This window comes from Micromonospora sp. DT229, assembly GCF_049844505.1.
Classification (GTDB): domain Bacteria; phylum Actinomycetota; class Actinomycetes; order Mycobacteriales; family Micromonosporaceae; genus Micromonospora.
Map to the genome: position 1 here is coordinate 32,630 of NZ_JBNCLD010000024.1, position 12,144 is coordinate 44,773.

The following is a 12,144-nucleotide window of genomic DNA, read 5'->3' on the forward strand; positions in this document are numbered from 1 at the left end:
TCGATCGTCGGGGAATGGACGAGCAGCGAAGTGCCCAGACCCTGGCCGCCCTGGTCCAGACCGCCCAGGTGGTCGGTCTGGGCACCAGCACCCGCGAGGGGACCGAGCCCTTCCGCCTGGTCGAGCAGACCACCCACGCCCTCCTGCGGCGCGGCTTCCGGACCATCGCCCTGCTGGAGAACCCCCGGGTCGGCGACCGGTACGACCGGTTCATCCGAGGCGAACAGGTGGACCTGTCAGCGGCTCTGGCCCAGGCATGGGGCCCGTGGCGCACGATCGAGATGCGCGACGCCCTGGTCCGGCTCCGTCGGCACAACGCGGCCCACCCCCACGAGCGGGTACGCGTCGTCGCGGTCAACGCCCCGCGTGCCCTGCCCGCCGACTACGACCGGGTCGCGGAACTGCTCGCCCCGCTGGATGGGGCGACCGCCACCCGGGTCGGCGAACTTCTCGACATCATCCGGACCGCTCATGACAACGGCGAGCATGTCCAACGCCGACTTGGCACCCACCCCGGCGTACCGTTCGTGGAACTGGCCCGCAGCGCCCGCGACCTGGTCGCCGGGTTGGCCGGCGGCCCGGAACGCGACGAGGCGTTGCGACTTGTCGACGCGGTGGTCGACTTCCACGCCGACCCCGGCCGAGACACCGGACGGGGGGAACGTGACGCCGCCAGGCGACTGCTCGATCATCACCGGCGGACCGGTGACCGGGTCGTCTTCTGGGAGGGCAGCGCCCACGTCGCGGCGCACGGCGACACGGAGATGGGCGCACACCTGCGGGCGGCCCTGGGCGACGGGTACGCGAACGTCCACATCACCTTCGGCCGGGGTCGGACGCCGCGCACGGAGATCCCGCCGCCGGACCCGGCGTCGTTGGAGGCGCTGCTCGACGGTGCCGGTGAACGGGTCATCGACCTGCACGGCCAACCGCCCACCGAGCTCGCGCACCGGCTCGACCAGCCCTGGCGGACCCGCCTGATCTCCGGCCTCTACCAGGCGGAGCGCGACGAAGAGCACTACTACGAATTGCCGTCGCTGACCGAGAGTTTCGACGCGATCGCCTTCCTCCCGACGATCACCCCGATCCATCCGCTACCGACCGAACCGGACCGGGCCGAGGTGCGCTGACCGGTCACCGGTCCGGCCCAGGCCCGCGACCGGTGACCAGATCTGGTCGAGATCCGCGACCAGGCAGGCCAGGCAGGCCAGGTCGGGCAGGTCAGGTCGGGCAGGTCAGGTCGGGCAGGTCAGGTCGGGCAGGTCAGGTCGGGCTGGGCAGGGTCAGGCGGGGCGGCGCAGCACGCTCACGGCGAAGTCCGCGCCTTCGTGCCACGGGCGTAGGTCCCAGGTGGCGAAGCGGTGCTCACCGCGTAGCCCGGCGGCGGCCACATGGTCGTCGAAGTCGCGCAGCGGATAGCCCCGGTCGGTGCCGAAGCCGATCGCGATCACCCCGTCCGGGCGCAGGTGCGCGGCCACCCGACGCAGCACCGCCACCTCGGTGCCTGCGGCCACGAAGGTCATCACATTGCCGGCCAGCACGGCCGCGTCGAACGGCTCGGGCTCGCCGGCCGCCGCCAGATCCAGCTCCGCCAGGTCGGCCACCAGCCAGCGTGGCCCGGGATGGTCGGCGCGGGCGGCCTCGACCAGCACCGGGTCGGCGTCCAGCCCGACGACCGTGTGGCCCCGGGCGGCCAGTTCGGCGCCGACCCGGCCGGTGCCGCAGCCGGCATCGAGGATCCGCGAACGGGGCGGCACCAGCGCGTCGACCAGTCGGGCCTCACCGGCCAGGTCGGCCCCCTCGGCGGCCAGGTGCCGGAACCGGTCGACGTACCACTGGGAGTGTTCCGGCCCGGTGTCGGTGGCCCAGCGGGTCGGTCGGCCCGTGGCGGTGCTGTGCTCGCTCATCGGACCACCGTATCCAGCGCTGGTCAGGGCAGTCGGGCCACCGTCACGAACTCGTTGTAGGTGAACACCCGCCCGGCGGCCCGGGGGAACGGGAAGGAGTACTGCCGCTGCACGGTCAGGCCGAGGGCCCGGCAGTCCTCGGCCGCCTCGGCGAAACCGACGAACCGGACGTGCGAGGAGTCGCTGTCATAGCCCCGCTCCTGCGGGGTGATGAAGACCGCCCGGCCGCCGGAGCGGAGGAAGGGCAGGTAGGAGGCGACCACCTCGCGGGCCTGCTCGGCCGGCATGTGCTCCAGCAGGTGCGCGGCCAGCAGGGAGTCGAAGGTGCCCGGCCGGGCGTGTTCGGAGGCGAAAAACTCCTCCGTGGTGTACGCCTGAAGACCGAGCGCCCGGCTGTGCGCCACCGAGGTCGGATTGTGGTCCACCCCGACCGCGCCCTCGCCCAGGTTGATCAGGTTGCGGCCGAGCCCCGAGCCGACATCCAGGGTCCGGCCCAGTCGCAGCCGTCGCAGGTTCCACCGGTAGGGCGCCTGCACGTCCAGGACCTGCTTCCAGCGGGCGCCACTGAGCTGCTGCAACCGCTCGGTGTAGTCCGCACCCTCGGTGCCGGTGGGTCCCTGCCGCGACTGCTTCATCCGGGGCTCCTCTGCCTCGTGGTGCCACTCGACCCGCGGCGCCCCGGGCCCGAGGATCGACGTGGTCCATCGAAAATCTTCGACCGGTATGCGTCGATTCCTAGATTATCCCGTCGAGGCCGCTCACCCGCAGGGCGGCAGGGGTGTCACCGGAACCTACCGCCCTCGATGCGTGCCGCGGTTGCCGGGCTTCTATTCTGAAGCCCAGCGCTACCGGGAAGTGACACATGGTCGAACACGTCGGGTCACCGGTCGAGCCGGTGCCGACCCCGGCTGTCGACCGCGCACCACGAGATCACTCCGGGCTGGTCGCCCTGGCCCGGGCCACCCTGGAGGCCAACTGGGCCCAGGCGCACACCGTGCCCTCCCGGACCCTCTACCCGCACCAGTGGAGCTGGGATTCGGCCTTCATCGCGATCGGCTGGGCCCACCTCCGCCCGGAGCGCACCTGGTCGGAGCTGACCAGCCTGTTCGAGGCGCAGTGGCGCGACGGGCGGGTGCCCCACATCGTCTTCAACCCCGCGGTGTCGACCGGTACGCCGCCGAGACGGTGATCGCCGGTGACGTCGTCCTGGACCGCTGCCGCGCGCAGGCCGAGCAGATGATTCCCGAGGTGCTGGTGCGGCACCAGCCGGTCGCCTCCGACCTGCGGCTGGTGGTGTCCGCGCTGCGGATCGCCGCCGCCCTGGAACGGATGGGTGACCTGGCCGTGCACATCGCGAAGGTGGTCCTGATGCGCCATCCGGTGGGTGTGGTGCCGCAGCCGGCGGTGCCGGTGCCGGCCCAGCTGGCGGACGCGGTGACCCGGATGGCCGACAAGACGACCGTGCTGCTGGCCACCCGCGACCGGCTGGACGCGATGCAGTTCGGGCTCGACGACGACGAGGTCGACGCCGCGCAGGAACGCCTGCTGTCGATGCTGGTCTCCGGTTGGCCCTACGGGGTGGAGTCGGCGATCGACCTGGCCCTCGTCGGCCGCTACCACGAGCGGTACGCCGACCAGGCGGTGAACGTCGCCCGTCAGGTCGTCAACCTGGACGCCGGGACCCTACGGCGCTGAACCGGCCCTGGAGGCTGGGACCCCTCCGACGCTGAGATCGGCCCCCGCTGCCGGGCCTGATCCGGACATCCGGCGCCGGGTGCGCCGGAACGTCGTATCCCGTCGCCGGTAGGTCATCACCGGGGACGCCGAGTTCATTCTTCGTTCACCTGGTTCCGGGAGTCCGGCTACCTGGGCCTGGCACCTTGACTCGCGTACGGCCCGGACGGGCTGATGCACCCCGATCGAGAGGCTTACCTGGTGAACCGCAACGTGCTTTCGCGGCGCGTCCTCGCTGGCGTCGCGCTTGCCGCGCTCGCGCTTACCGGCTGCGCAAGCAACGACAACAGTACGGAGCCCAGCAGCAACGGCGGCGACGGCGTTTACGCGAACCTGTCCGGCGAGTTGAAGGCCTCCGGCGCGAGCTTCCCGGACGCCTACTACCAAGAGGTCGTCGAGGCCTTCAAGGATGTGGCCGGCAAGGTGACGGTCACCTACAACGCGACCGGCTCGGGCACCGGCAAGAAGCAGTTCGGTGAGGGTCTGGTCGACTTCGCCGGCACGGACAGCCTGGTCAAGGAGACCGACGGCGTGGCGCCGGGCTCCTTCCTCTACATCCCGACGGTGGCGGCGCCGATCACGGTCTCCTACAACCTCCAGGGCGTGGAGAAGCTCCAGCTCAGCCCGGAGACCCTCGCCAAGATCTTCCAGACCGACATCAGGACCTGGGACGATGCCGCGATCAGGGCGGACAACCCGGGTGTGGAACTGCCCAACACCCCGATCGTCGTCGCGCACCGCTCGGACGGCTCGGGTACCACCAGCAACTTCACCAAGTACCTCGAGGCCGCCGCGGCGGGCACCTGGAAGCTCGGCAGCGGTGACACCGTGAACTGGCCGGCCAACACCCAGGGCGGCGAGAAGAACACCGGTGTCGCGCAGATCGTGCAGCAGACCAACGGTGCCGTGGGCTACGTGGACCTCAGCGACGCCAAGGCCACCGGCCTGAAGTTCGCCGCCATCAAGAACAAGGACGGCCAGTTCGTCGAGCCGACCCTGGAGGGCACCACCGCCGGTCTGGAGGGCGCCGAGATCGCCGAGGACCTGAGCTACAACCCGCTCAACGCAGCCGGTGCCACCGCGTACCCGATCACCGCGCCGACCTTCATCATCGTGCAGACCTCCTACGGCGACGCCGCCAAGGCCGACCTGGTCAAGGGCTTCCTCACCTACCTGCTCAACGACGGCCAGGAGCTGGCCAAGGAGATCGACTTCGCGCCGCTGCCGGCCTCCCTCAAGGAGAAGGCGCTGGCCCAGGTCGACAAGATCCAGAGCTGATCGAGACCAAGATCGCAAAGGGCGTCCGGGCGGGGACGGGATCACCTGGATCCCGTCCCCAGCGGGGTACCCGAGCTGGAGTGAAGATGACCTTGACGAACAAGACCCCCGTCTCCCGGTCGACGCCGGCCCACCGCGGCGGCGGCGCCCTCGGCGACCGCCTCTTCTCCTGGTGGACCCTCGGCACCGGCCTGCTGGTGTTGGCGATCCTCGGGCTGATCCTGATCACCACCGTCCGCGAGGCCTGGCCGGCCTTCGACACGATGGGCCTGCGCTTCCTCACCGAGCGGACCTGGGATCCGAATCCGGCAGCCGGCGACGCCATCTTCGGCGCGCTGTCGTTCGCGTACGGCACGGCAGTCTCGTCGCTGATCGCCCTGCTGTTCGCCGTGCCGGTCTCGGTCGGCATCGCGCTGTTTCTCACCGAGTTGGCACCGCGTCGGCTGCGCGGACCGGCGGTCACCGTGATCGACCTGCTGGCCGCCGTGCCCTCGGTGGTGTTCGGCCTGTGGGGCATCCTGGTCGTCGCCCCCGCCATGGTGCCGGTCTACCAGTGGGCCCACCAGGTCTTCGGTGGCGTTCCGGTGCTGGGCAGCATCTTCGGCCCGGTCAGCAGCGGTCGCAACTTCATGACGGCCGGCCTCATCCTGGCGATCATGGTCACGCCGATCATCACCTCGATCACCCGCGAGGTGTTCAGCACGGTGCCCCGGGCGGACAAGGACGCCGCCCTCGCCCTCGGCGCCACCCGCTGGGAGATGATCCGGGGCGCGGTGTTCCCGCACAGCTTCGGCGGTGTCGTCGGCGCGGTGATGCTCGGCCTGGGCCGGGCGATGGGGGAGACGATCGCGGTGGCCCTGGTCATCGGCGGTGCCACGAACATCTCCGCCAACCTGTTCGCCCCCGGCAACTCGATGGCCGCCGTCATCGTGCAGCAGTTCGGGGAATCCACCGGCACCTTCACCGCCGCCCTGATCGGTCTCGGGGTGGTGCTGTTCGCGATGACGGTACTGATCAACGTGCTCGCCCGTACGGTCGTCCGTCGGGCCGAGGCCCGGATGAAGGGAAGCGTCGCGTGAGCGTCACCGCACCACCGGCCACCCGCCCGGCAACCAGCGGACCCGACCTGACCCGGGCCGCCTTGTCGGGTCGCCGCCGCTTCACCAACCACCTCGCCACGGCCGTCATCTGGGGCGCCGTGCTGCTCGCCGTCATCCCGCTGGCCCTGGTGACCTACACGGTCGTCAGCAAGGGGGCGGGGGTGATGAGCCTGTCCTTCCTCACCGAGGACATCCCGAACTCCTACCGCCGGGTAGGCGGTGGGATGGCGCCGGCCATCGTCGGCACCCTGCTCATCACGGGTGCCGCCGCGCTGATGGCGATCCCGTTGGGGGTCTTCGGGGCGATCTATCTCAACGAGTACGGCAAGCAGCGGCCACTGGCCCGGGTGATCCGGCTGATGGCCGACGTGATGACCGGTGTCCCGTCGATCGTGATGGGGCTTTTCGTCTATCTCAGCTGGGTGCTGCTCGTCGGCCAGCAGACCGGATTCGCCGGCGCGCTGGCCCTGGCCTGTCTGATGCTGCCGGTGGTCATCCGCAGCAGCGAGGAGATGCTCCGGCTGGTCCCCGACGAGTTGCGCCAGGCCAGCATGGCCCTGGGTGCGCGCAAGTGGAAGACCACCCTGACGGTGGTGCTGCCGGCGGCGATCTCCGGCATCACCAGCGGGTCCCTGCTGGCCGTGGCCCGCGCGGCCGGCGAGACCGCGCCGATCATCATCGTCACCGGCATCGTCTTCACCCCCAACTGGAATCTCTTCGACGGCTCCAACACCGCCCTGCCGGCGCAGATCTTCCGCAACGCCAGCACCTCGTTCCCGGCCGCCCAGGATCGGGCCTGGGGCGCGGCCCTGACCCTCATCGTGATCGTGCTCAGCTTCACGATCATCGCTCGTCTCATCTCCAGCCGGTTCGCCATCAAGGAGCGCTGACATGGCCAGCTACGACACCACCCTGACCACCCGTCCACCCGTAGCGGTGCACGCCGCGGGCAGCACCGTCACCGAGCCCACCGAGGCGCCGGTGATGCAGCTGCGCGACGTCAGCGTCTACTACGGCAGCTACGAGGCGGTTCGCGGCACCACCATGCCGATCCGGCAGAACCAGGTGACCGCGATGATCGGGCCGTCGGGCTGTGGCAAGTCCACGATGCTGCGGGCGCTCAACCGGATGAACGACCCCATTCCCGGTGCCCGGGTCAGCGGCGAGGTCTCCTTCCACGGCCAGGACCTGTACGCCCGCGACGTCGACCCGATCCAGGTCCGCCGCCGCATCGGCATGGTGTTCCAGAAGCCCAACCCGTTCCCGAAGTCCATCTTCGACAATGTCGCCTACGGGCTGCGGATCAACGGCCTCAAGGGCCGCCTGGACGACCATGTCGAGGAGGCGCTGACCAAGGCCGCCCTTTTCGACGAGGTCAAGGACAAGCTGCGCAAGAGCGCCCTGGCCCTGTCCGGTGGTCAGCAGCAGCGGCTGTGCATCGCCCGGACCATCGCCGTCAAGCCCGAGGTGATCCTCATGGACGAGCCCTGCTCGGCGCTCGACCCGATCGCCACGGCGAAGATCGAGGACCTGATGACCGAGCTGACCAGCGACTACACCATCGTGATCGTCACCCACAACATGCAGCAGGCGGCCCGGGTCAGCCACTACACCGCCTTCTTCACCGCCGAGGTGGACGACCAGCAGGTGCGGCACGGCCGGCTGGTGGAGTACAGCCAGACCGGCAAGCTGTTCACCAACCCCGCGGACAAGCGTACGGAGGACTACATCACCGGTCGCTTCGGCTGAGTGACCGTCAGCGCGATGGCGGGACCGACCCGGGTGTTGAAGACCCACCATGACTACCCGGGGCGGGGTCTTCCTTCGCCCGGGTACCCGGGCGGCCGGAGGCGCCCCGCGAGCGGTGCTACCGGGTGGACCGGGATCGGGCCGCCGACTGGCACGCGGCCCGCCGGTCACGCCTGGCCGAACAGCGGCCGTTCCCCGAGGAACGGCCGTCGTTTAGCCGGACCGGGCGGGGGTAACCAGCGCCGCGCTTGACGAGGGAGGGTGCCGTGCGGTTTCCCCTGTTCGTCGACGCGGTGTCGCGTCGGTCCGGGCTGTCGACGGACCTGTCCGCCGCGGTGGCCCGTGCGGTGCTGGGCACCCTGGCGGAACGGATGACCGGCCAGCCGACGACCGATCCCACCGGGTACCTGCCGCAGGAGTTGAGCGGGCCCTCCGGTGAACTGCTCACCGACGGGCCGGGGGACTTCCTGCGCCGGGTCGGGGCCCGGGCCGGAGTGGACGAGCAGACGGCGGGCCTGGGTGCGGCGGCGGTCTTCGCGACCCTGCGCGAGGCCGTCACCGTCAACGAGTTCCGGGCTCTGGTGGCCGGGCTGCCCACGGCCCCCGACGGCACCGTGGATCCGGTCGCCGGGCCGGACGAGACCTGGCCCTGAGCGGCCGGCGGCCAGAAGTCCCGTCGCGCACGCCTCCCTGCCGCCGGGAGGGTGGGCCACGGCCGGTAGGCTGCCCGCCGTGGCAGGTCTGTTGAGGAGTATGGCGGCTCGTGTCGGCGTGGTGATCCCGACGCCCCGGCGTTCCGGGCCGACCCCGGCCAAGGTCGCGCGGCCCCGTCAGGTGACCGCGCTGCAACGCCGTCAACTGTCCTACGCCCCGGAACCCGACGGCCAGGCCGACCCGGGTGAGATCGTCTGGACCTGGGTGTCCTACGAGGACGATCCTCGTCAGGGCAAGGACCGGCCGGTGCTGGTGGTGGGCCGCCACAGCAAGACCCTGTTCGGGCTGATGCTCTCCAGCCGGGATCGCGACGGCGAACGGCACTGGCTGGCCCTCGGGCCGGGGGAGTGGGATCGGGACAACCGACCCAGTTGGGTGCGGCTGGACCGGGTGCTGACCATGCGGGAGGACGGCATCCGACGCGAGGGCGCGGTGCTGGACCGGGCCCGTTTCGACCGGGTCGGCGCCGCCCTGCGCAACGGCTACGGCTGGCACTGACTCCCTGCGCGCCGACTGCGCCGGCACCTGGGCGCCGCGGTCAGCACTCGGCCAGGTGCGGTGTGTCGCGTAGCGCCCGGCGGGAGCGGGCCGCCCCCAGGCTCTTGGCTTCGTACATCGCCGCGTCGGCGCGGTCCAGGGCCTCGGTGAGCTGGGTCCCGTGTACCGGTGCCAGCCCGACCGAGGCGGTCACCCGGACGGTGGTGGGGCCAAGACAGATCGGTGCGGCGAGCATGTCGTACAGGCGCCCGGTGGCGTGGTCGATCCATCGGTGGTCGACCGTCGGAGTGGCCAGCAGACCCGCGAACTCGTCACCGCCGAGCCGGGCCACCAGATTGTCTCCGGCGAAGGTGGCCAACCGCTCGGCGACACTGATCAGGACCTTGTCTCCGGCGGCGTGGCCGTACCGGTCGTTGATCTGCTTGAAGTCGTCCAGGTCGAGGATCACGGCTACCAGGGGTCGGCCTGCGGCGTCGGTGAGCAGCGCCGTCGCGAGCCGGTAGAAGGCGCGCCGGTTGGGTAGGCCGGTCAACGGATCGTGGCTGGCGGCGTGCCGCTCGGCGGCGAGTTCAGCCTGAAGGTGGCCGATCTCGGCCTCGGCACGTACGGCTCGGCGACCCATCTGCCATGAGGAGAGCAGGGCACCCACCGCACAGATGCCGGAGGCGACCGTCAGCGGATCCGGCACAAGATCCTCCCCTCGCCGTCACACGCGCCCACCCTTGGCCGACGAGCGTCGCCAAACATGTTCGTTTCCCCTGGTGGAAACCAGGTTTACGTAACAGATTGTGAGCGGATGGGCACCACACACATGCGCTATCATGCTCGCTGTCCATTGCAGATGCAATAGCAGATGCACGTGCAAATGAACGAGAAACCACATCCTCGTGCCGCTACCGCTCCTCCCACGGCGTCGGCGCCTACCGGAGAGAACAGACGCCCCCATGCAACAGCCGCCCAACGGTGTTCCCGCCAACGAGTTGCCTCCCCTCGCCTGGCTGAAGAGCCGTCGCAGCAATCCCAGTGGGAACTGCGTCGAGCTGGCCCAGTTGCCCGGGGGAGCGGGCATCGCGATGCGCAACTCCCGGCACCCCGAGGGGCCGGCACTGATCTACACGGTCGACGAGATCGCGGCCTTCGTGCGCGGTGCCCGCGATGGAGACTTCGATCATCTGATCGGCTGACCCGGGATCCCACCGACGGGATTTGTTGTGCACGGGGATGGATGTTCAACTCACTGAAGGTTCATGGCATGCTTACACGTCGGTCGGGCCGGTCCACCGGCACGATCGACGACGGCATGCGGAGGGCGGCAGGTGACCATGGTTTCCGCCGAGGAGGGCGCGGCGGTAGGCCCGACCGTGCTGCGGATGCTGCTGGGCGCACAGCTGCGGCGGCTGCGGGAGTCGCGCGGGGTCAGCCGGGAGAGCGCCGGCTGGGAGATCCGTTCCTCCGAGTCGAAGATCAGTCGGATGGAGCTGGGCCGGGTCGGCTTCAAGGAGCGCGACGTCGCCGACCTGCTGACCCTCTACGGGGTCACCGACGACCAGGAACGCGCCGCCCTGCTCAAACTGGCCCGGGACGCCAACAACCCAGGGTGGTGGCACCGGTACGGCGACGTGCTGCCCTCGTGGTTCCAGTCGTATCTCGGCCTGGAGGCGGCGGCGGCACTCATCCGCAGCTACGAGGTCCAGTTCGTCCCGGGGCTGTTGCAGACCCGGGAGTACGCCCGCGCCGTGGTGCGGCTCGGCCACGCATCGGCCGAGCCGGCGGAGATCGAGCGCCGGGTGGACCTGCGGATGCACCGTCAGGAGTTGTTGCGTCGACCGCGTCCGCCCCGGCTGTGGGCGGTGGTCGACGAGGCCGCGCTGCGCCGGCCGATCGGCGGACCGAAGGTGATGCGGGGTCAGTTGCAGGCGATGCTCGAGGCCACCCGCACCCCGAACGTCCGGTTGCAGGTCGTGCCCTTCACCGCCGGTGGACATGCCGCCGCCGGGGGCGCCTTCACCATTCTGCGGTTCGGCGACCAGGACCTGCCCGACATCGTCTACATCGAACAGTTGACCAGCGCGCTCTACCTGGACAAGCGGGAAGACCTGGACTTCTACGCGGTGGCCATGGAGCGCCTCTGCGTGGAGGCCGAGCCGCCGGAGCGTACTCCGGAGATCCTGGAAAGGATCATCGCGGAGTTCGCCGACGACTGATCCGTCGCTGACCGTCCTACCGTCACTTTCCGTCATTCCATTGACACATCGGGGTGCTGTTCACCTCCCGCCTGTCCTACGCCTTCACCGATCCCTTCGCCACGCAGTTCCTCACCGGTGTGGCGCAGGCGGCCGAGCGTCACGACAGCAGCCTGTTGCTGGTGCCGCTGCCCGCCGACGCGGCCGGTGCCCGCAAGGCCGTGGAGAACGCCGCCGTCGACGGGTTCTGCGTCTACTGCGGCGGCGACGAGGAGGGGGAGATCGTCGACACGATCCGTAACCGCGGACTGCCCTTCGTCACGACCTCGGCACGCCCCCGGGCGGAGGACCGGTGGGTGGGCATCGACGAGCGGGCCGCCGCCCGGTCGGTGGCCGAGCATCTGACCGGGTTCGGCCACCGGCGGGTCGCCCTGCTCGCCGAGAGCGTGCTGCCCGACGCCGCGCCCGGGCGGGTCCGGGTCCGCGACGTGGCCGACGTGCCGCACCCCACCACCCGGGAACGCCTCGCCGGTTTCGCCGACGCCCTCGCGGCGGTCGGAGTCGACTGGCCGCAGCTGACGATCCTCTCGGCGGCCGACAACGGCCGCCCCGCCGGTGCCGCCGCCGTGCGCGCGCCGGATGCCCTGTCCGAGCCGATCACCGCCGTGCTGGCCTGCGCCGACGTGCTCGCCCTCGGCGCCCTCGACACGTTGCGCGACGCCGGCCGACACCTCTCGGTCACCGGCTTCGTCTTCGCCATCGACGCGGTCACCCGACACGTCAGTTCCGCTCGGCCGGACGCGCCGATCGTTGCCGATCCGACGCGAACCCCGCGCCTGAGCGGTGCCCGCCACTTCGCCGCCGTGACCCTGCGGCGACTGGCCGACCAGATCCAGCCCGCCCCGCGGACCGCCACCCCGTACTGCACCCGGTAACGGCGGACACCGCAAGGAACTGCGGCCCGGCGCGCACCACCCGCAC

The 12,144-nt window shown here is 70.6% G+C and carries 15 protein-coding genes; 12 read left to right on the top strand and 3 right to left on the bottom strand.

What is annotated here, in order from left to right; all coding sequences use genetic code 11:
• Window positions 1-14 precede the first annotated feature (14 nt).
• A complete protein-coding gene (locus tag ACLQ2T_RS26425; protein WP_425769060.1) occupies window positions 15-1,130 on the top strand; it encodes an erythromycin esterase family protein in 1,116 nt (371 codons plus the stop codon).
• A 153-nt stretch (window positions 1,131-1,283) separates the two neighbouring features.
• On the opposite strand, the gene ACLQ2T_RS26430 is transcribed toward ACLQ2T_RS26425, so the two are convergent.
• Both ACLQ2T_RS26430 and ACLQ2T_RS26435 read right to left on the bottom strand, forming a co-directional pair.
• Entirely contained in the window at window positions 1,284-1,907 is a 624-nt protein-coding gene (locus tag ACLQ2T_RS26430) for a class I SAM-dependent methyltransferase (RefSeq protein WP_425769061.1), read from the bottom strand.
• Between the two features lie 23 nt (window positions 1,908-1,930).
• Window positions 1,931-2,542, bottom strand: coding sequence for a class I SAM-dependent methyltransferase (locus ACLQ2T_RS26435; protein WP_425769062.1), 612 nt, complete (start codon window positions 2,540-2,542; stop codon window positions 1,931-1,933).
• 227 nt (window positions 2,543-2,769) lie between these two features.
• Between ACLQ2T_RS26435 and ACLQ2T_RS26440 the strand changes: the two genes are divergently transcribed.
• The 8 genes from ACLQ2T_RS26440 to ACLQ2T_RS26475 all read left to right on the top strand — a co-directional run bounded on the left by ACLQ2T_RS26440 (window position 2,770) and on the right by ACLQ2T_RS26475 (window position 8,980).
• Window positions 2,770-3,096, top strand: coding sequence for an MGH1-like glycoside hydrolase domain-containing protein (locus ACLQ2T_RS26440; RefSeq protein WP_425769063.1), 327 nt, complete (start codon window positions 2,770-2,772; stop codon window positions 3,094-3,096).
• Window positions 2,991-3,602 (top strand): phosphate signaling complex PhoU family protein, encoded by a 612-nt coding sequence (locus ACLQ2T_RS26445; RefSeq protein WP_425769106.1) that lies wholly within the window; start codon window positions 2,991-2,993, stop codon window positions 3,600-3,602. Before ACLQ2T_RS26440 ends, ACLQ2T_RS26445 begins: the two co-directional genes overlap by 106 nt.
• 240 nt (window positions 3,603-3,842) lie before the next feature.
• Window positions 3,843-4,919: a phosphate ABC transporter substrate-binding protein PstS gene (gene pstS, locus ACLQ2T_RS26450; RefSeq protein WP_425769064.1), complete on the top strand. Its 1,077-nt coding sequence runs from the start codon at window positions 3,843-3,845 to the stop codon at window positions 4,917-4,919.
• Between the two features lie 86 nt (window positions 4,920-5,005).
• Window positions 5,006-5,998, top strand: a complete 993-nt coding sequence (gene pstC / locus ACLQ2T_RS26455; RefSeq protein ID WP_425769065.1) for a phosphate ABC transporter permease subunit PstC — start codon at window positions 5,006-5,008, stop codon at window positions 5,996-5,998.
• Window positions 5,995-6,909 (top strand): phosphate ABC transporter permease PstA, encoded by a 915-nt coding sequence (pstA, locus tag ACLQ2T_RS26460; RefSeq protein ID WP_425769066.1) that lies wholly within the window; start codon window positions 5,995-5,997, stop codon window positions 6,907-6,909. The genes pstC and pstA overlap by 4 nt, the downstream gene beginning before the upstream one ends.
• A gap of 1 nt (window position 6,910) precedes the next feature.
• Window positions 6,911-7,768: a phosphate ABC transporter ATP-binding protein PstB gene (gene pstB, locus ACLQ2T_RS26465; RefSeq protein WP_425769067.1), complete on the top strand. Its 858-nt coding sequence runs from the start codon at window positions 6,911-6,913 to the stop codon at window positions 7,766-7,768.
• Window positions 7,769-8,034: 266 nt separating this feature from the next.
• Window positions 8,035-8,421, top strand: coding sequence for a DUF2267 domain-containing protein (locus tag ACLQ2T_RS26470; protein WP_425769068.1), 387 nt, complete (start codon window positions 8,035-8,037; stop codon window positions 8,419-8,421).
• A gap of 100 nt (window positions 8,422-8,521) precedes the next feature.
• Window positions 8,522-8,980 (top strand): type II toxin-antitoxin system PemK/MazF family toxin, encoded by a 459-nt coding sequence (locus tag ACLQ2T_RS26475; protein WP_425769069.1) that lies wholly within the window; start codon window positions 8,522-8,524, stop codon window positions 8,978-8,980.
• A gap of 40 nt (window positions 8,981-9,020) precedes the next feature.
• Here the strand turns inward: ACLQ2T_RS26475 and ACLQ2T_RS26480 are convergent, their stop codons facing one another.
• Entirely contained in the window at window positions 9,021-9,668 is a 648-nt protein-coding gene (locus tag ACLQ2T_RS26480) for a GGDEF domain-containing protein (protein WP_425769070.1), read from the bottom strand.
• Between the two features lie 256 nt (window positions 9,669-9,924).
• Here ACLQ2T_RS26480 and ACLQ2T_RS26485 point away from each other — a divergent pair, with 256 nt between their 5' ends.
• From ACLQ2T_RS26485 to ACLQ2T_RS26495, 3 genes are all read left to right on the top strand, one after another.
• Window positions 9,925-10,164, top strand: a complete 240-nt coding sequence (locus tag ACLQ2T_RS26485; RefSeq protein ID WP_327026081.1) for a DUF397 domain-containing protein — start codon at window positions 9,925-9,927, stop codon at window positions 10,162-10,164.
• A 138-nt stretch (window positions 10,165-10,302) separates the two neighbouring features.
• The gene (locus tag ACLQ2T_RS26490; protein WP_425769107.1) at window positions 10,303-11,184 is read left to right on the top strand and encodes a helix-turn-helix domain-containing protein; all 882 of its coding nucleotides are present in this window, start codon (window positions 10,303-10,305) and stop codon (window positions 11,182-11,184) included.
• A gap of 53 nt (window positions 11,185-11,237) precedes the next feature.
• Window positions 11,238-12,098 (top strand): substrate-binding domain-containing protein, encoded by an 861-nt coding sequence (locus ACLQ2T_RS26495; protein WP_425769071.1) that lies wholly within the window; start codon window positions 11,238-11,240, stop codon window positions 12,096-12,098.
• Window positions 12,099-12,144: the final 46 nt, after the last annotated feature.